The following is a 17,695-nucleotide window of genomic DNA, read 5'->3' on the forward strand; positions in this document are numbered from 1 at the left end:
CTCTCACCCTTTCACCGCAGAGTTGGTCAAGCCTTGAATAATGTAGCGCTGGCCGATCGCGAACACGACGATCATCGGGATAATGCCCGCAGACGCCGCAGCCATCATGCCATTGTAATCCACCGTATTTTCCAGGATAAAATTCTGAAGCCCAAGCGGAATAGTATATAGCCGCTCGTCGATCAAAAAGACCAGCGCATTCTCGTAATCGTTCCACTGCCAGGAGAAATCGATGATAGCCAAGGTGGCCAGCGCCGGTTTGGCGAGCGGAAGAATAAGACGGAAGAAAATCCGGAAATGCCCCGCTCCGTCGATAAAGGCCGACTCGGAAATCTCATGGGGAATGGACAGGAAGAACTGGCGCAGCATAAACACGCCGAAAATTGTAAACATGCCGGGCAGAATCAACGCCAGATGCGTATTGTATATGCCGGCCCATTCAAACATGATGAACTTGGGCACGAACAGCACCTGCGGGGGAATCATCATCATGGATAAATAGAGCATAAACAGGGCATTTCTCCCCTTGAATTCGATCCGGGCGAAGCCGTATGCCGCGAAAGCGGACAGGAACGTGGCTCCGACCATGCCGATGAGGGCGATTTTCAGCGAGTTCAGGTAATAGGCACCGAAGCTCTTCGGTCCGCTCCACACCTTGAGATGATGCTCCCAGGTCGGATGCGAGGGAATCCACTCGATCGGGTATTTGAATACCTCGGCCGGGGTTTTCAGTGACGTGCTGATCATCCATAAAAAAGGCATAATCATCACGATGGCCAGCGCCAGCATAATCAACGTCACCAGCAGCCGGCCCGGCGTGCCGGCCAGCAGTCGTTTTTTGAGTTCCATGATGCTTCAGGCCTCTCTTTCTCTTAATAATGGACCCAACGTTTTTGCCCGATCCATTGGACCGCAGTGATGATCAGGATGATGATGAACAGCGCCCACGAGATCGTGGCAGCATAACCCATGTCGTAATACCGGAAAGCATTCTGATAGACGAACAGGGACAGGATGGTCGTACTGTTTCCGGGACCGCCCTGCGTCGTTGCCTGAATGATGCCGAACGTTTTGATCGTCATGATCATGCCGGTTACGAGCAGCAGGAACGTCGTGGGACTAACGAGCGGCCACATGATTTTGCGGAGCAGCTGTCCCGGCCGTGCGCCGTCGATTTTCGCGGCTTCCAGAAGCTCAGGCGACACCTCCTGCAGCGCGGCCAAATAGATGATCATGTTATAGCCCATCAGAAACCAGATCCAGATGATATCGATGGCGAACATCGAAGTTGTCGTGGTGGACAGCCATCCCGGCGGATGCTCGATGCCAATGCCGCGGAGGAACCCGTTGATCGGCCCCTGCTTCGGCTGAAACAGCAGCATCCAGACAAAAGCCACGGCTACCCCGCTCGTGATGTACGGCATGAAGTATAGGGCTCGCAGCAGTTTTTTTAAATAGATCCGCTGGTTCAGGATGACCGCGACCACGAAGCCGAGCGCGATCGACACCGGCACCGCTACGAGGAAGAGGACCGTATTCTTCAGCGACAGATAAAACAGCTTGTCGTGCAGCATCCGGATGATATTATCGAAACCGACGAACCCGACCTTGGGATTCATGAATTTGTAATCCGTGAAGACGAGGCCCAGGGAATATGCGGCCGGTATGAGAAAGAACAACAGCACGCCGATCATGCTGGGCCCGATGAAGACATAGCCCAGCCTGCGCTGCCTTCTCATCCAATGGTTGTTCATGCGTTTTTCCCTCATTTCTTGATTTGATGTCCTCAGTCTAGCAAGCCGGGACGTATCGCAGAAGGAACAAAACCATCGTCTTCATATCACAAAATGATGCAAAAAAAACGCCGTGCAGCTTACCGCATGGCGCTTGGTCATCAAATTGTTCTATCTAGAATGAAAAAGGGACGGCCGTCAAGCTTGGCCGTCCCTTGTCTTCAAGCGCATGTTTCGCCTCTGCAGCGAAAAGTTACTTTTGCGGATTGGATTTCAAATATTCGTTATGCCGTTTGACCATCTCCGCCACCGTCGCGTCGAGGTCTTGGGCTCCCAGAAAGTACTTTTCGTATTCCTGCGAGCGCAGGTCCATAACTTCCTGTGGAACGGTACGGACGAAGGTCGGCGTCTTGTTGTCGAACATGACGTACATCAAGGATTCCTGATCGTAGGTATCCCCTTTGTCACCCAGCATGCTTTTCATCGCGGCACCCTGATCCGAATCCTTGGATGCAGGCAAGCGTCCTCCCGCCGCCATCGGCGCCATGCCGCCGTCCGCGTACCATTTCAGAAACTCCCATGCTTCCTTTTGATGTTTGGACTTGGCATTGATCGAGATATAATCGCCCAAACCGCCGCGGGTCACGTAGTTCGCCGCATCTTCTTCCAGTCTCGGCACCGGCGCGAACGCGATTTTGAAATCGCGCGGATAATCGGTGAAGTTGTTGGAGCTGCGAAGCAGCCATGCCCCGATGTTCAGCATCGGCACTTCACCGCTGAGGAACATTTGCTCAACCGGCATTTTGGACGTCAGCTGCTCGCCGAGCGGCGGCGTCGTTTTATCGTCCTTCATCATGCTGTTCAAGGACTCCAGCCATTTGCGTACCAGTGGGTGATCCAGGTTGGATGTCCCGTCTGCTTTGGTATAGCCCTCTTTGGCGAGCACCGAGTCGATTGGATCGACATACGGCTCAGTGTTCTGAATGAAGCCGTATCCTTCGCCTTTTTTCAGCTTTTTGGCGTATTCCATCATCTCTTCCCAGGTCCAATCCTTCGGAACCGGGAGATTGGCCGCATCCAGGGCGTCCTTGTTCAGCGCAACGAAAAACGAGCTTTTCGTCGTCGGCACGCCGTAATATTTGCCGTCGATCTTCCAGCCTTCGGCTTCCGGCCCCATTTTCTCATCGATATTATAGTCGGTAAATGTGCTCAGGTCGGCTGCAACCCCCGAGGTGACCCGTTTCGTCGCCTGCGAAGCCGAATAATTGACGAACAGGTCCACGTCCTGGCCGGTCATAATCGCCGTATCCAGCTTCAGGTTACCTTCATCATCGTTCACGTACCGTACGTACTCCACTTGAATGTCCGGGTGATCTTTGTTCCAGGAGTCCATGACCTCCTGCGGCCCGGCTTCCGGCGGAACACCGCCCCACATTTTCAGTTTGACGGCGCCGCTTGATGATGCAGTCTTCGCATCGCCCGCCGTCCCTTCAGCTTCCCCTTTGCTTCCGCTGCCGGAGCAGCCCGACATCATGGCCGCGATCAGCGCCAACGATACGAATCCCGCCAGCCAACCTTTTTTTCTCAATTGAAGCCCCCCGCATCAAAATAGGAATTGTTTGTTGCAGCTCAAGGATAGCAAAGCGGCGGGTCACGCCGTAAGTAACAGAATCATGATATCCATGGAACAGATATACGCAGTTGGGGGGCTTATCATGGGCCCGCAGAGATGCATTTTGTTCTATTGCTTCATCCGGTACTGGCTCGGCGTCATCCCCGTCATCCGCTTGAAAATTTTAATGAAATAGTTATCGTTCATGAACCCGACGTTCTGGCAGATCCGATTGACCGGAAGGTCCGTCGTCGTCAGGTATTCGATGGCCTTCTCGACCCTCGTCCGGTGCAGGTAGTGGATCAGCGTCTCCCCGGTTTTCTTTTTGAACAGGGCGCTGACGTAGTTTTCCCCCATCATGACATAGCGGGCGAGCGATTTGAGCGTAATGTCCTGGTCGTAGTTTTGCTGGATATAGTCCATGATTTTATTCACTTCGGGGTGGGTGATCTTCTTCTCCCTGGCAGCCGCAGCCGGACGAACCGGACTCTCGGCCGGGGAACTCTGGGCCGACAGCTCCCTGCTGACCTTCACCAGCGTCTCCCGCAAATCCTTGACGCTCATGGACAGCTTCAAAATATAATTGGACGCGCCGTATTCCATCGCTCTGCGCATCGATTCGAAATCGCCGATGCAGGTCAGCATGACAAACTTGGATGCGATGCCGGCTTTCCGCGTCTCCTGCAGCAGCTCCAGGCCGTCCATCTGTGGCATGACAATGTCGCATAGCACCAGATCCGGCGGATCGTCCTTGATCATCGGCAGAGCCTCCATGCCATTGCTTGCCTCGCCGGCCAGCGTAAACCCCATCTCCTCCCACCGAATGATCTCCTTGACCGATTCCCTCACGAACGTTTCGTCTTCAACCAGCAGTACCTTCCACATATGCATTCACCCCTTCGCAGTTCACTAGATGATATCGGATTGCCGTGCATTTTCGTAAGGCTCGGACAGCAGCACCGGCAAATGCATGCGGCACAGCGTGCCCTGCTCAAGCGAAATGATCTCAAGCTCGCCCTTGTCCTTGAACAACAGGCGCAGCCGCTCCCGCACGTTCTGCAGCCCGATGCTCGGACGCTTTCGTCTTTCACCGCGATTGCTGCCGGACTGCTCGACCCCGGCGCCATTGTCCTCGACTTCCAGCGTGAGCCGGTCCGGCAACAGCGGACTGCGTCCCATCCGGATCAGAATCCGCCCGCCTTCCGCCATATTGCCGATGCCGTGCTGAATCGCGTTGTCCACCAGCGGCTGCAGGCTCAGCTTCGGCACGAGCGCGTAGATCAACTCCTCATCATAGCTGAACTCCACTTGAAAGCGGTTCCCATATCTCACCTGCTGAATATAGAGGAACGCGCGTGTAAGCTCAATTTCGTCGCGGAGATGAATCAGGTCTACGTCGGAATTGAGACTCGTCTCCAGCAGCTTCCCGAGGGACAAGCAAATTTCCACGATCTCTTCGTTACCGCCCCGAAGTCCGATCCACTTCATCGTATTGAGCGTATTGAGCAGGAAATGGGGGTTCATCTGAGCCAGCAGCATTTGAAAATGCACCGCGTCCTTCTGCCTTTCCTCAACTCGCAGCCGCTGAATGAGTCCGTTCATATCGACCATCATCGTATTGAACGTTCGCGTAAGTTCCAAAATTTCGCCCTTGTAGCGTTTCTCGGGCAGCCGGATCCGAAGATCCTTGCGGACCGCTTCCTTCATCTTTCGCTGCATATGGGACAGCGGCCTCGTAAATGCATGGGCAATCATGAACGCAACCGCAATAAAAGCAGCGGTAATGACATAAAAGGTCACGAAATACTGCTTCTTCAGCGTTTCGATCTCCCCGAACAGCAGCTGGAGCGGAATCCGGTCCACGAGGTACCAATCCAGGGAAGACAAATAGCTGTAGTTGACGAGCGAATCGGACTGCTGATCCGTCCAATGTCCGCTCTGCGCCAGGTTCGCGATTTCCTGAACGGCTTCCGGGGACAGCGAAGAATCAGGAATCGACCTGGCGATCAGCTCACCGTTACGGGTCATGATGAAGTAGGCCTGATCACTCTCGGATTTTTGCAGCATGGATTGGAACCAGAACGAAAAATCGATACTGATGCGCGCCAGACCGTAAGCCCGGTTGCTGCGGTCACGCAGTTCGGCGTACAGGGACAGTAAAGTCGGACTTTTGCTGATATCCCTGGATACGTAATTGGCATCGTCGGACACCCAGAGATAGTTGGTCTTGGCCTCCCTCAGCGTCTTGAACGACGGATTCGAAACAATCTGGCTGTAGTTCAAGGACTTATTCGGCGGGTAGGATGTATACACATGTCCGCTGTTATCGAGCAGCGTGAAATAGACGGACGGATTGTACAGGAAGAAGCTGTTGTTGAGCCCTTTGAATTTATCCTCCATCAACTCCTTGTTGTCCAGGACCGAACGTTCCTCCGGCTTCTGAAGGATACGCCTCATTTCCGAATCCTGCTCCAGGAAGATCAGCGTTTTGAACGCGATGCTGAGCTGATCCTCAAGCGAACGGTGCAGATTGTCCAGCTGCTCATGACTCTGCTCGCTGATTTTATTTTGGACGAGCGATTCGATTTTTTGGTAGTTGTACAAGTTCAACACGCTGAACGGAAGCAAAATAACGAGCGCGAACACGGCAAATAACCGATATTTCAGCTTGTGGGGAATGAGGTGGCTGAGCCATTTCCGCATCACGAGAACTCCTTTTCACTCTTGGTGCTCCCATTATATCTCACCCCTTGTCTGTAATTAACAATGTTCGTGCAATAGCGTAAAAATGTAGTGTCTCAAGTCGGTCAATTGCATCAAATTGTTCTATTGACACGAAAGGTGCTCCATTTTCCATAAAAAAAAACGGCGCCAAATGCAGCGCCGCTTTCCTAACCTTCGCCTGTTCGTTTCTCAACTGCCTCCAGTCAGTGACGGGCAAGATCCGATCGATCTTTAAATTCCTATTCATGATTCCTACTCTTCGAACCAGTCGGGGAAATGCTTCCGCAAATAGTCCAGCTTGATCTCCGTGTGACCGGCGCCTCCGCCTTCATGCCCGTTAAACGGATAAATGACGATGTCTTTGCTGCTTGCGATCCGGTTATAGGTTGCGAAGTACATTTGCGGCGGACATGTTTCATCCTTCAGCCCGACACTGGCTAACACCCGGCAATGGATGCGGTCCGCCAGGTTCATCGTATCAAAATAACTCAGGTTATCCATCACGAGGTCGGTTTGCTCCGGGTGTTTGTTCAGATATTCGGCTACCGCCGCGAAAGCGCCGTGATTGCCTTCGATTCGGCAGACGAGGTTGCTGTTGCTCGGCACGTCCACCATGGAGAGCACTGGTCGGTCGTCCAAAGCCGATACCGCCGTACCGAGCGCTCCGCCTTGGCTGCCGCCTTCGATGACGATTTTCGAAGCGTCGATATCCTCCTGGGCGCAGGCAAAGTCAATCGCCTTCAATGCATCCATATAAGCATACCGGTAATAGTATTCCCATTTGTTATGTACGCCTTTGCTGGCTACATTCGCCGTATACCCGTGGGAGTAAGAAGCGTTGTTGCCCGTCCGTCCGCCCTGGTCGCGGCAGTCCACGGACAATACGGCCATCCCCATCATCACCCAGTGCATCAGCTCAGAGGGCTTGCCCCTGCTGCCATTAAAGCCGTGATAATGGATCAGGCACGGGTATTTCTCTTTTTTCACGAATGCCGGAACGATCAGCCAGCCGTGAATTCGAGTCTCATCCATCCCGAAATAGGAAATTTCGTATACCTTCGCATGGCTGGCCGGATAATCGACCCGATCCCTGCGCGGATCAAGCGGGACTTCTTCCTTGGCCTGCTTAATGGTCGTCTCCCAGAACTCGTCAAAATCATCCTGCTTGGTAAGAGGGGGAAGATAGCTGTACAGCTCCTTCGATACCTCGTCTATGTAGCCCATCGTGTCATCCTCCTTCATAACTAGCAGTATAGCGGATGAATCTCGCATTTGCATTGAACTATTTGGTGATAAATTTGTGTGTTTGATGAAGTCGTAAATATGTTAAAAACGCCAATGACACGTGATGTCAGAGGCGTATTTTAAACATCAATAGGATGCGGCCAAATTTATCCCGCCGTTGTAATCATTGAATTTGTTTTCATTCAATTTTCAAACTCGGTTCGCTCGTAACCATCTTTGATTCCTTCGCATGGCTTGCAGCAATACATGGACCATCATATACGATATTTTTGTTATTCGATGGTGTTTTTTGTTGCCTTATACATATTTTCTACGTACTCGTCGACTTCATCACGTGACATGCGTAAGCGATTCACCGAAGAGCCATATCCAATTTCCTTCTTACCTTCCTCTAGTCCCTTGAAAATCCCATCCGCGAAGGCCTCCAAAATTTATTATCATTGCCGACAGGATAGGATACGACTTAAACCACGGTTTAAGTCAACAAAAAAATCAAAATGAAAACGAAATAACCAGTCTCCGGTTTTATTCCGACGACTGGTTACTTAGATGAGCATGATGTCCGTGATGCGGAAACCAGCGATGCGCTTGAAGATTGCCGTCAAATACCATAAATTCATCAATCATAATGTCTCCGTCGCGTAATTCTACAACTCTCTTTAAGTCTAGTATATCTTTTTTGAATGAAATGAGAGTATAACAACACTAGCATTGGCTTCTCCAGATGCAGTGGTAGTTTTGATATCGTCCTAGCATTTATGTCTAAGAGAAATTTCATTTGCTCTCTATGTTCCTCGGTAGCGGACCAGGTTATGAAAATGAATATTTTTTTAAATAATTACCATAATGAAGAAGGAGAATCAAATAGAATACATAATAAAAGATTATAAGAAAGTCAAAACACAGGAGGTAATTATGGGTAGAATCGTTCATTTCGAAATTCATGTAGATGATATGGAACGCGCTAAGAAATTTTATGGAGAGATATTTGGATGGACGTTTGAGGATTGGAGCGAATATGCTGGAATGCCCTACTTCGGAGCTGTGACAGGCGATGCAGATGAACTGGGAATCAATGGGGCTTTGATGCAGCGTCAAGGCGCCTCCCCAGAGCCCGGTCAGGCTATGAACGGCTATGCATGTACTATGGGAGTGGAAGATTACGATTCTACTGAAACAAAAATTCTTAATCTTGGAGGCAAGCTCGCATTACCCAAGTATGCATTGCCTGGAATGGCCTGGCAAGGATATTACATCGACACAGAAGGAAATACTTTCGGTATTCATCAGCCAGATAAGAATGCGAAATAAGATTATCTCTTCCGCACATGGGAAAACCCGGCCATAGGAGGCCGGGTTTTTAAGTATGGAGGCGAAGAGAGATACTGGGGTGTGCCTGGCCCTATTCCTGGTCTTCCCTTTATCCCCCAAAATGGTTTACTCGATTGAATTGACTCTCTCATCCGTAAATGCCAGTATCACTTCTGCCTCTTCCCGTTCAAAGAGAACCTCAAGCCTTACCGTTTCGCCCTCAGGCGTGATCCGGGTTCCAGCTCCTAAGGCACTTTCACTGGAAAGAGCAAAATGGTCTGGTACATAGATCCAATAATGCTCCGATGTGCCAGCTACGCCTTCCAGTTTCAATGTCAGCTGGTCCTGCTGCCATTGCTCCGACTGAACACTGACAAAGTCCATACTGACATGGCGTGATGAAGCAATCAGCATCGGGCGCCCGTTAACCGGGCGGACAGCGAGCAGCTGACAGCTGCCGACCTCAAGCTCCCGGCAGGGGATCGAGTCAGTATGTCTGCCCAAGTACTCCTGCTGCCAGAAGTCGAATACCGCATACTCCTGGTCCGGTGCAAGTCCTAGATTCGCCGTTTCCACCGATGCTGCCTGTAATGCCTCCGTAGCGAAACGGCCGGCTACGCACCAGCTTCTGTCTTCGGTCTGCATATGGATCGCCCAGAGTGTTGAAAAAGGATGGCGTGCCGCCTCCGCTTGCCCTGCTGCTTGAGCGGAGATTGCATCCCGTTCCTTCGGGTCCGCTTTATGCAGCTCAACCGCGTATCCTTTGATATGCGTCCAGGCAAAGGCAGGCATGTTCATATCCAGGGGTCCGGTCTCAGCGGTAACCGTATGGAGCGGTGGAAGATTGCGCTGGACCATGTTAATTCTTTCATCGTCGTAATGTTCCGGCTTGTCGCTGATCATCAGCAATCCTCCCGTAAGTGAAACCAGGGATATAGCCGACTTGGCCCATTCCTGCGGCGCTCGCACGCAGACATGGTCCGGATCATTCAGAAAAAGAATCCGGTGCGTATGGAACCATCGCGCCGTCTCCACCAGCTGCATTCGTATCGCTGGCCAGCTTGGATTCGCGTCCGTCGCAACACGGCATGCATCTGCCAGCCCCACGGCTTCGCTAAGTACGCCCCAGCAGGACAACAGGTAGGCTTCCCCGCCAATCTGCTCCCTCGCGCATTCCAGGAAAGCCCTGAATTTCGCCTCCGCCTCGTCACCCGTCATGACTCCCGCCTTGACCGCTTCATGCAGCCCGTCATAGATCAAATGGCGGATCGCATCGGTCTTAAAGTACGTGTACCCGGCATCTTTCAGTCCCTTGTAATAAGGGGCCACATGTTCAGCCAGCGTTTCCGGTGAGCAGTCCAGAACATATTGAATCCATTTGCCCTTGATTGGATTCCCATCTTCGCCTTTGACGCATGCCGTTCCGGAAGACGCGAAATCCGGATTCGTGACAACCGCATTCGTCCAGATGCCGGGCTTCAGCCCATGGGCCTCGATGCTGGACACCAATCCCGCGTGTCCCGAGGGAAACTTCTCGTTGGTCGTCAGCCACGCATCGGCCACTCTCCCGGTGGCCTCCGGCGGAACCAACGGAAGCTGGTAGCCATCGTCCAGTTGGATATATTCAAGGCCATAGGCCTTGAAATGATCGCTTATGAAACGGGAGGCATCCATCACATGCTCCTCCCGAATGTCACTTCGGTACGCTTCCCATGAGCACCATCCGGCCACCGGTTTCAAGTCCGGCCGCCGTTCCCATGGCTTATGGTAAGCGTAATTCAGATGTTTGCGGTAATACTGCATGCGCAGATTAATAATCCATGGGGTCATGCCAACCTCCACGTCAATTTCGGCAAAAGAAGTGCCCTCTTCCGTCTTTTGAATCCGGTCGCATGCCCACCGCCACTCGGCTCCGTGCCAGTCGATCAGCAAATCCTGCATCACGTCATATAATCCGTTGGCACCGTATAGGGTCGGCCTGCCGCACTGCCCCAGTATCGCTTCTCCATCGCCCGCCCGCCGTGGACGCATATTCAATGCATCCCCGCTCAGCTCGAATCGCACACGAACCGTCTGGGGTTCATCCAAGGCCAAATACAACTGCTGGATAAAAGGACTGCTCTGAATGTTTCCATCCGAAATGCGACGGTAATACTCCTTGCCGCCGGGAGGCAGCTGAATGGAAATGATCGTGAATCCGTTATATTCATATTTCAGCTGGTTCGTTTTCTCGTCCAGAACATGATTGGCCTGAACGCACGGTGGCTCCGCGGTCACGGGGCGATGCTGCTGTTTGAGCTTCATCTTTTTTCATCCTCCTTTATCGAATCCAAGCCGGTATCCATCGTTGGCTAACCATCATCCTTTTACCGCACCGAGCGTGATGCCTCCCACGAAATACTTTTGAAAAAAGGGATATACGAATATGATCGGCACCGTCACCACCATGGAAGTCGCCGCACGTAGCGTCAATGGCGAGATATTGCGGAATTTGCTGTACGCCAGCTGCTGGTCCGCCACCTGCTGCAGCGCTTCAACCTCAAGCAGCAGCCTGCGAAGATAGACCTGCAGCGTATCCCAATGTCCGTTTGAATTGTACAAAATCACGTCAAACCAGGCATTCCAGTGCCCCACCGAGCTGAATACCGCAATGGAGGCGAATACGGGCAGCGAAACCGGAAAAATAATCCGGAAGTAAATCAGGAGCTCTCCCGCTCCGTCGATCCTCGCGGATTCCGAAAGCGATTCGGGCAGATTTTGCATGTAGGATGCCATAATCAGCATGTAGTACGCGTTTAACAGGCCGGGAATCCAGTAGACATGGAAGGTGTTGATCAATCCCAGCTTCATCATCAGCATGTAAGTCGGAATGAGTCCCCCGCCAAAGTACATCGTGAACAAAAATAGCAGCCGAATCATTTTCCGTCCCGAAAAGCCGCGGATGGTCACGATATAAGCCAGAAGCCCGGTCATAAAGACACAGGTGGTCGTTCCGACAACAACCCTCAGTATGGAAATGCCCAGTCCGGAGAGTAGACGCTTATTTTGGAACAGGAGCATATAGGAATCCAGGGAAAACTGGCGGGGTATAAAATAGATGCCTCCTCTTGCCGCATCCGCCCCGTCGTTCAAGGATAAGGCAAGCAGGTTGATAAACGGGTACAGCATAGCCAATGACAAAACAAGCATGATCATCACATTGCATAGGTCGAACACCCTGCTTCCGAGACTCGGTTTCAAGAACGACGGCTCCATTTCTGTTCCCTCCTTAAAAAATCGACGTATCGAGCACTTTCTTGGAAACGCGGTTCGCACCGAATACCAGGATAACGGCGATCACGGCCTTCATCAGCCCGACAGCGGCTCCATATGAATAATTCCCTAGCTGAATCCCGTATTTATAGGCGTAAGTATCAACGACCTCATAATATTCGCGGGTCTGCGCATTACCGATTAACAGCTGCTGTTCGAAACCGGCATTCAGGATGCCACCGATCCCCAAAATCCACAGCAGTACGATCGTTGTCCGGATGCCTGGAAGCGTAATGTGCCACATCGCCCCCAGGCGGCCCAATCCGTCCACCCTGCCAGCCTCATACACTTCCGAATCCACGCCGGCCATAGCGGACAGATAAATGATCGTGGACCATCCGATATCCTTCCATATATTCGCAGCCGTGAGAATACCCCAGAAGTATTTCCCTTCCCCCAGAAAGGAGATCGGCTTGCCGATCCATCCGAGACGGAGCAGAATATCATTCAGAATACCTTCGTTGCCAAGGAGCGTAAATAATATGCTGGCTACGACGACCCAGGAAATAAAATGCGGCAGATACGATATGGTTTGCACGACTTGTTTGAATTTTTTCCTGCGCAGCTCATTCAGCAAAAGCGCCAGTACAATAGGAGCCGGAAACCCGAACAGGATATTTAATCCGCTGATCGCCAGCGTATTGCGCAGCACATGACTAAAGTCAGGCGAATGGATAAAATCCTTAAAGTGCTTCAGTCCCACCCAATCGCTCGTAAAAATAGACTTGCCCGGGATGTAATCAACAAAAGCCATCAGAATCCCATACATCGGTACATAATTGAACAGAATGACCCATGCGATGAGCGGAAGGCAGATGAGCCACAGATTCCGCTCCCGATATAATGTCCTCTTCCAGGTTGCCGGCTTGGCCGGGCGGACCGGTGCGCTTGGGATGTTCCCAAGAATCGTTTTCTTCATTCTCCAGTCTCCTCCCTCAAACCATCATGCGCATTACTTCCATTCCTTCATCCGTCTTTGATATTCCTTCGTACGGTACGCTTCAATGTCATGCAGCCCCGCACCATTCAGCTTATCGCGCATTTCATTAAATCCGGCCTCCGCGTCCGCTTCCGTTTTGGACGTCACCGCCTTGGCCCAAAGCGTCTCCAGCAATTCATCAATTTGCGTATTGGTCACGGCGAGTGGATCGTTTCCGGGAATCTGGATCACGCCCAGCGTATTGTCATAAATCGTATCCTTTAAATTTTCGTTCATCAGCTTCTTCCACTTCGCTTCGTCGTTAAAGTTCTGGTCATACCAGAAGGTGCTTTTTCCGTCATCCTTCATCGTCCCGACGCCCTCGACGAGCGTGAAGACGCCTTGTCCAACCCTGTCGCTGTTCGTAAAATCGTAGGTGCCATTAATAATGCCCTGCTTCATGGCATCCACCCACTCGATTTTGCCGTCTTTATACGTCCATACGGATTGTTCAATATTCGGAACGCCCCAGCCAATAATCCGGGTACCCAGGTCGGTAATGGAGAAGTTGAACCACTTCATGATATCTTCCGGATTTTTTGCTTTGTCCGTAATGATCGTACGGTAAGAGCCTCTTGCATTCAGAGCTGTCAGATTCGCGGACGCGGCAGACGCTGCCTTCGCTTTCACTTGAATAAAACGCTGCTCATCGGTCCAGTCTTTATTCGCCTTCTGCCACACCTCATGGCCGGCATTCCATGTCACCCACCAAGACCCGATATGGCCCATAATGCGTTCTGCCGAAAACTTTGCTTTCCAGTCATCGAAGGTGTTGATAAAGCTGTCGGGATCGAGCATTCCGTCACGATACACCTGGTTCATGAATTTGGTCAGCTCCAGCCCCTCAGGCGTATTCACCCAATGGGTATTGGTGCCGTCCTCATCGATTTTATAGCCTGCCTTCAAGCCCCACATGCCGGCCAGCGTCGGAAGGACATTCTTAATCATCGGTGAGTACCCGGAGAGTGCATAGGTTTTTTCGCCCTTGCTGTTCTTGGGATGCACTTCCTGCATTTTCTTCAGGATCTGATAGAACTCTTCCGGCGTCTCGAACGCAGGTGATCCCATTTCCTTCCACCAATCATAACGTATGTGGGCTGCCGCTCCAGGTATCGGAAGGAGGCCCCAGTAACTTGGAAGCGCATACAATTCTCCTTTGGCGTTTAGGAAGGATTTATATAGATCACCTAGCTGGCTGTTCACATTAGGCGCAACCTTATCGATATACTGGCTGAGCTCGACCGCCTTTCCCTGCGCGATCCATTTCGCGGCTTGCTCATCATTCAGGCCTGTAATCACCTCCGGATAGTCGCCCGAGGCGAGCATCAAATTCAGCTTCTCATTCATGTCCACGTCATACACGATTTTATTCAGCTTCACGTTAAACTTATCCAGAAGGAATTGCTGCATTAATTGGCTGTTCTCTTTTACCGTTTCCGGATTGTCCTGTCCCGCGTAAAAGTTGATTTCCAGCGTCTTGCTCGGAACTTTCCAGCCGTATTCGTTGGTCTTTTCCTCTCCGCCCGCATCATTGGCAGTCTTGCCTTGATCAACGGACACTTCCCCTTCACTGCTTTTGGAACATCCGGCCAGCATCGACCATACCAGAGCGCATACCAGCGCCAGGATCATACCCTTCTTCATACCGCACCTCCCAAGATTATCAATGACAGTTCTCATGGTACACTAGGGCTTCTCCGGCGTGTATGGCAATTCTTATCGCCATGTATCATTTTTTGCACAAAATAACCCCACGACTCGTGGGGTTTTGCCGCGGAAATGCCTGACCGTTTCGAGGCGGAAAACCGCTCTTTTATGATTGCATGAAGGTATGAATTTTTCTGAACTCCGTCGGCGTAACTCCGGTATTTTTCTTAAACGCCTTGGCAAATTGATGATAATCGGAATACCCGATCCGTTCGGCCACACTGTAAACCATACACTCCGAGTTTGCCAAAAGCTGCTTGGCCATTTCCATGCGCAGACGCGTCACGTATTTCATAAAGCTCATTCCTGTCTCTTCTTTAAAAAAACGGCTGAAATACGTTGCCGACATCGAGACGCTGTCAGCGGCGCTTGTGAGCGATAATTCGCAATCCTGAAAATTAGAATCAATATATCGGATTGCCTTCCGGATTTGAAGCGACTGGGCGTGATTCCGAAGCCGGATGACTTCCATAAGCATGTCCAAGCAAGCCGTATGGAATTTCTCGTGCTGCTTTTCCAATGAAAGGGACGGATCCCGCTGAGCAAAGGACGGTTTATAAGACAATCCGCCCACTTCAGACAGCTTCTGCGACATATACATCAACTGATTCAGGTAAATCTCTCTCGCCTGCATCGCATCCATTTCAGCTGCTTCCATCCTGCTGCGGAATGCTTCGAGTTCTCTTAGGAGGCCATCCTCCTGCACAGTCCATATCATTTGGAAGATTCGCTCCGTGTTGTCCAGAGATCCCCATATGTGTTCACTACGGCCCGTTAACCGCTGAAAATCCCTTTCATGCCTTTCACGGATTCGCTGCAGCGTCAGAATAAACTCCTCCGGGTCAATCGGCTTAAGCAAATAATCCGTGACACTATACCGAAGCGCCTGCTGCGCATAGCTGAATTCTCCGTAGCCGGAAATGACGATAATTTCGGTCTGCGGATACTGCCGCCTGACTTCAGCAATCAGCTCCAGTCCGTCCATTTCTGGCATGCATATGTCCGTTACAAGCAGATGAGGCGGATGCTCACGAATCAGCGCAAGCGCGTCCCGGCCATTAGTGGCTTCGCCTATGACGCTGTAAGGTTCTCCCGCGCGCTCGATCATCGCCCTGAGGCTTCTTTTGATCATTTTCTCATCGTCAACAGTTAAAATTGTGAACATGAGACTCACTCCAATCGCCGGATTGAATGAAAAGGAAGCGTAATGCGGATGGCCGTACCGTTTGTATCCGAACGGAGAATGTAAAGTCCGCAGCCGGACCCAAAGAACAGCCGGATTCTGCTGTGAACATTCCAAAGGCCCAAGCTGGCGCCTTCAAGCCCGCCCTCTCCGCAAGAATCCTGAAAAAGGTGATTATAATGATCTCTGACCTTCGTATCCATCCCCCGTCCGTTATCCTCCACATCGATCTCAAAGAGCTCACCCTGACGACTACCGCGGATAAACAAGACCCCAGGCTCCAGTTTATGCTTTTGATAGCCATGCCTGAAAGCATTCTCTATCAAAGGCTGAAGCATCATGGGAACGGCCATAATCTGAGCCGCAAGGCCTTCATCCATCGATATCTCGACCCGCAAGTTCTCAAAGCGTTCCATTTGGATATCGAGATAGTCCTTAATGTGAGCCAGTTCTACGGACAAGGGAACCGTCTTCGCATGATTCTCCACGCTGTAACGGAAAATGCGTGCCAAGGATTGAACCACCCTGCTAATCACCGGAATGTTCTCAATGATTGCGTAGGAATTTACAATTTCCAATGTGTTGTATAAAAAATGGGGATTGATCTGGTATTGAAGTGCCTGCATTCTGGAATCCAGCTGTTTGAACTCCAATTCCTTTTCCTTCACCTGCAGCGCAGACACGGTGTGGATCAGATTTTTAATTTCGTTAACCATGGCATTGAAGCTGCGGTACAAATAACCGATCTCCCCCTTTTTATTCTCAGGTGCATGTACATCGAGGTTCCCGATTTCTACCCGCTTCATGAGCCTCTGCAGTAATAGAATGGACCTGGATAATGAGAAAGAGACCGATATGGCAACCATCATGCCCAGCAAAAGCGCGGTGATCCCGATCAGAATTGTCGTATTCCGCAGCCTGACCAGATCGCTGTTCACTTCAGCCAGGGGAGTTTCAGAAAAGAAAGTGAGATTGGTTAAATCGGATCTGCCGTAGGTTACAATCATTTTTTTGCCGGAGGAATATTCGATGTCCCCTCCTTCACTTTCATTCTGAATACGCTTCCAAAATGGGTCTGGAATTCTCTTGCTCCATTTATGGCTGTCGGGATAATACAAATATCGTCCCTCGGTATCGGCGATCCAGACGAATCCCGTGTCCCCCAACGTCACGTCTTTGGCGATGCTGCTGATTTTGTCCAGCCTGAGATCGACAATCAGGATTCCCCAATGCTGCGTTCCCGGACTGAAAAACTTTACCGCTATGGTCAGCAGCCGTACATCATTGTATTGCTGTATGCCGGCAATCTCAAATTTCCCGGGCTGGTTCAATTTCCCGGCAATCTCCGGGAAGCGTTCCTGGGCGAATAAATTGCTGTAGCTGGAGGTAGCCAGCCGGTCCTGGGATATGATCGATATGCCGTAAATATCCGGGCGGCCCACCATGACGTTGTAGATCATTTGATTCACCGGTCTAGCGTAGAGCAGCCGCTCGTAAGGACCGCCGCCGGACTTGTCCAGGAACTGGGCAGATACGTTACGGGCCGTCATGGGCAGCGTCAGGTTTACGATTTCCATAAAGTATGCATCCAAGCGGCTGTTCATTTGATTGATGATTTGCCGGCTTAATTTCATGGTGTTGTCCTGTATCGTCAGCGTGGTCATGAGGTACCAATAATACCCCACCCCTGTCAGCAGGATGCTCAGGACCAGAAACATGGCGATAATCTTATTTCTTAGCGAAAAGGATCTCATGGTTCACTCCTTTAGCCAATCGGTTTATCCTCTTGGGGAAGGCATAACTGCTGCGGATTGCCAGAATCGACAATCGCCCCATCAATGATTATCATCATTGTATTTTCTTTCCTACTTCTTCGCAATGAAAATAAC

General features: G+C 51.1%; 13 protein-coding genes and 1 pseudogene. 1 reads left to right on the forward strand and 13 read right to left on the reverse strand.

Annotation, left to right across the window (positions count from 1 at the left end):
• Nucleotides 1-3 precede the first annotated feature (3 nt).
• From KJS65_RS18445 to KJS65_RS29895, 7 genes and pseudogenes are all read right to left on the reverse strand, one after another.
• Nucleotides 4-849 carry a carbohydrate ABC transporter permease gene (locus KJS65_RS18445; protein ID WP_213651318.1) on the reverse strand — a complete coding sequence of 282 codons (846 nt, stop codon included), beginning with the start codon at nucleotides 847-849 and terminating at the stop codon, nucleotides 4-6.
• Nucleotides 850-872: 23 nt separating this feature from the next.
• The gene (locus KJS65_RS18450) at nucleotides 873-1,754 is read right to left on the reverse strand and encodes a carbohydrate ABC transporter permease (RefSeq protein WP_213651319.1); all 882 of its coding nucleotides are present in this window, start codon (nucleotides 1,752-1,754) and stop codon (nucleotides 873-875) included.
• A gap of 232 nt (nucleotides 1,755-1,986) precedes the next feature.
• Nucleotides 1,987-3,321, reverse strand: a complete 1,335-nt coding sequence (locus KJS65_RS18455) for an ABC transporter substrate-binding protein (RefSeq protein WP_244864622.1) — start codon at nucleotides 3,319-3,321, stop codon at nucleotides 1,987-1,989.
• A 153-nt stretch (nucleotides 3,322-3,474) separates the two neighbouring features.
• A complete protein-coding gene (locus KJS65_RS18460; RefSeq protein WP_213651320.1) occupies nucleotides 3,475-4,230 on the reverse strand; it encodes a response regulator in 756 nt (251 codons plus the stop codon).
• 24 nt (nucleotides 4,231-4,254) lie between these two features.
• A complete protein-coding gene (locus KJS65_RS18465) occupies nucleotides 4,255-6,048 on the reverse strand; it encodes a cache domain-containing sensor histidine kinase (protein WP_213651321.1) in 1,794 nt (597 codons plus the stop codon).
• Between the two features lie 273 nt (nucleotides 6,049-6,321).
• Nucleotides 6,322-7,293, reverse strand: coding sequence for an acetylxylan esterase (locus KJS65_RS18470; protein WP_213651322.1), 972 nt, complete (start codon nucleotides 7,291-7,293; stop codon nucleotides 6,322-6,324).
• A 293-nt stretch (nucleotides 7,294-7,586) separates the two neighbouring features.
• A pseudogene (locus tag KJS65_RS29895) lies at nucleotides 7,587-7,742 on the reverse strand (short-chain dehydrogenase); the annotation flags it as partial.
• 487 nt (nucleotides 7,743-8,229) lie between these two features.
• Between KJS65_RS29895 and KJS65_RS18475 the strand changes: the two are divergent.
• Nucleotides 8,230-8,625, forward strand: a complete 396-nt coding sequence (locus KJS65_RS18475) for a VOC family protein (protein ID WP_213651323.1) — start codon at nucleotides 8,230-8,232, stop codon at nucleotides 8,623-8,625.
• Between the two features lie 126 nt (nucleotides 8,626-8,751).
• Here the strand turns inward: KJS65_RS18475 and KJS65_RS18480 are convergent, their stop codons facing one another.
• From KJS65_RS18480 to KJS65_RS18505, 6 genes are all read right to left on the reverse strand, one after another.
• The gene (locus tag KJS65_RS18480) at nucleotides 8,752-10,929 is read right to left on the reverse strand and encodes an alpha-amylase family protein (protein ID WP_213651324.1); all 2,178 of its coding nucleotides are present in this window, start codon (nucleotides 10,927-10,929) and stop codon (nucleotides 8,752-8,754) included.
• A gap of 54 nt (nucleotides 10,930-10,983) precedes the next feature.
• Nucleotides 10,984-11,880: a carbohydrate ABC transporter permease gene (locus tag KJS65_RS18485; protein WP_244864623.1), complete on the reverse strand. Its 897-nt coding sequence runs from the start codon at nucleotides 11,878-11,880 to the stop codon at nucleotides 10,984-10,986.
• 13 nt (nucleotides 11,881-11,893) lie between these two features.
• Nucleotides 11,894-12,856: an ABC transporter permease gene (locus KJS65_RS18490; protein WP_244864624.1), complete on the reverse strand. Its 963-nt coding sequence runs from the start codon at nucleotides 12,854-12,856 to the stop codon at nucleotides 11,894-11,896.
• A gap of 33 nt (nucleotides 12,857-12,889) precedes the next feature.
• Complete coding sequence (locus KJS65_RS18495; RefSeq protein ID WP_213651326.1) at nucleotides 12,890-14,560, reverse strand: type 2 periplasmic-binding domain-containing protein; 1,671 nt, start codon at nucleotides 14,558-14,560, stop codon at nucleotides 12,890-12,892.
• Nucleotides 14,561-14,729: 169 nt separating this feature from the next.
• Nucleotides 14,730-15,788, reverse strand: a complete 1,059-nt coding sequence (locus KJS65_RS18500; protein WP_213651327.1) for a response regulator — start codon at nucleotides 15,786-15,788, stop codon at nucleotides 14,730-14,732.
• Nucleotides 15,789-15,793: 5 nt separating this feature from the next.
• Nucleotides 15,794-17,560: a sensor histidine kinase gene (locus KJS65_RS18505; RefSeq protein ID WP_213651328.1), complete on the reverse strand. Its 1,767-nt coding sequence runs from the start codon at nucleotides 17,558-17,560 to the stop codon at nucleotides 15,794-15,796.
• Nucleotides 17,561-17,695: the final 135 nt, after the last annotated feature.

The organism is Paenibacillus sp. J23TS9, from assembly GCF_018403225.1.
Taxonomy (GTDB): Bacteria; Bacillota; Bacilli; order Paenibacillales; family Paenibacillaceae; genus Paenibacillus_AQ.

Excerpts from the sequence above, each read along its gene's own strand:
- KJS65_RS18445 (WP_213651318.1), bottom strand. The coding sequence starts at position 849 with ATGGAACTCAAAAAACGACTGCTGGCCGGCACGCCGGGCCGGCTGCTG.
- KJS65_RS18450 (WP_213651319.1), bottom strand. The coding sequence starts at position 1,754 with ATGAACAACCATTGGATGAGAAGGCAGCGCAGGCTGGGCTATGTCTTC.
- KJS65_RS18460 (WP_213651320.1), bottom strand. The coding sequence starts at position 4,230 with ATGTGGAAGGTACTGCTGGTTGAAGACGAAACGTTCGTGAGGGAATCG.
- KJS65_RS18465 (WP_213651321.1), bottom strand. The coding sequence starts at position 6,048 with ATGCGGAAATGGCTCAGCCACCTCATTCCCCACAAGCTGAAATATCGG.
- KJS65_RS18470 (WP_213651322.1), bottom strand. The coding sequence starts at position 7,293 with ATGGGCTACATAGACGAGGTATCGAAGGAGCTGTACAGCTATCTTCCC.
- KJS65_RS18475 (WP_213651323.1), top strand. The coding sequence starts at position 8,230 with ATGGGTAGAATCGTTCATTTCGAAATTCATGTAGATGATATGGAACGC.
- KJS65_RS18480 (WP_213651324.1), bottom strand. The coding sequence starts at position 10,929 with ATGAAGCTCAAACAGCAGCATCGCCCCGTGACCGCGGAGCCACCGTGC.
- KJS65_RS18485 (WP_244864623.1), bottom strand. The coding sequence starts at position 11,880 with ATGGAGCCGTCGTTCTTGAAACCGAGTCTCGGAAGCAGGGTGTTCGAC.
- KJS65_RS18490 (WP_244864624.1), bottom strand. The coding sequence starts at position 12,856 with ATGAAGAAAACGATTCTTGGGAACATCCCAAGCGCACCGGTCCGCCCG.
- KJS65_RS18495 (WP_213651326.1), bottom strand. The coding sequence starts at position 14,560 with ATGAAGAAGGGTATGATCCTGGCGCTGGTATGCGCTCTGGTATGGTCG.
- KJS65_RS18500 (WP_213651327.1), bottom strand. The coding sequence starts at position 15,788 with ATGTTCACAATTTTAACTGTTGACGATGAGAAAATGATCAAAAGAAGC.
- KJS65_RS18505 (WP_213651328.1), bottom strand. The coding sequence starts at position 17,560 with ATGAGATCCTTTTCGCTAAGAAATAAGATTATCGCCATGTTTCTGGTC.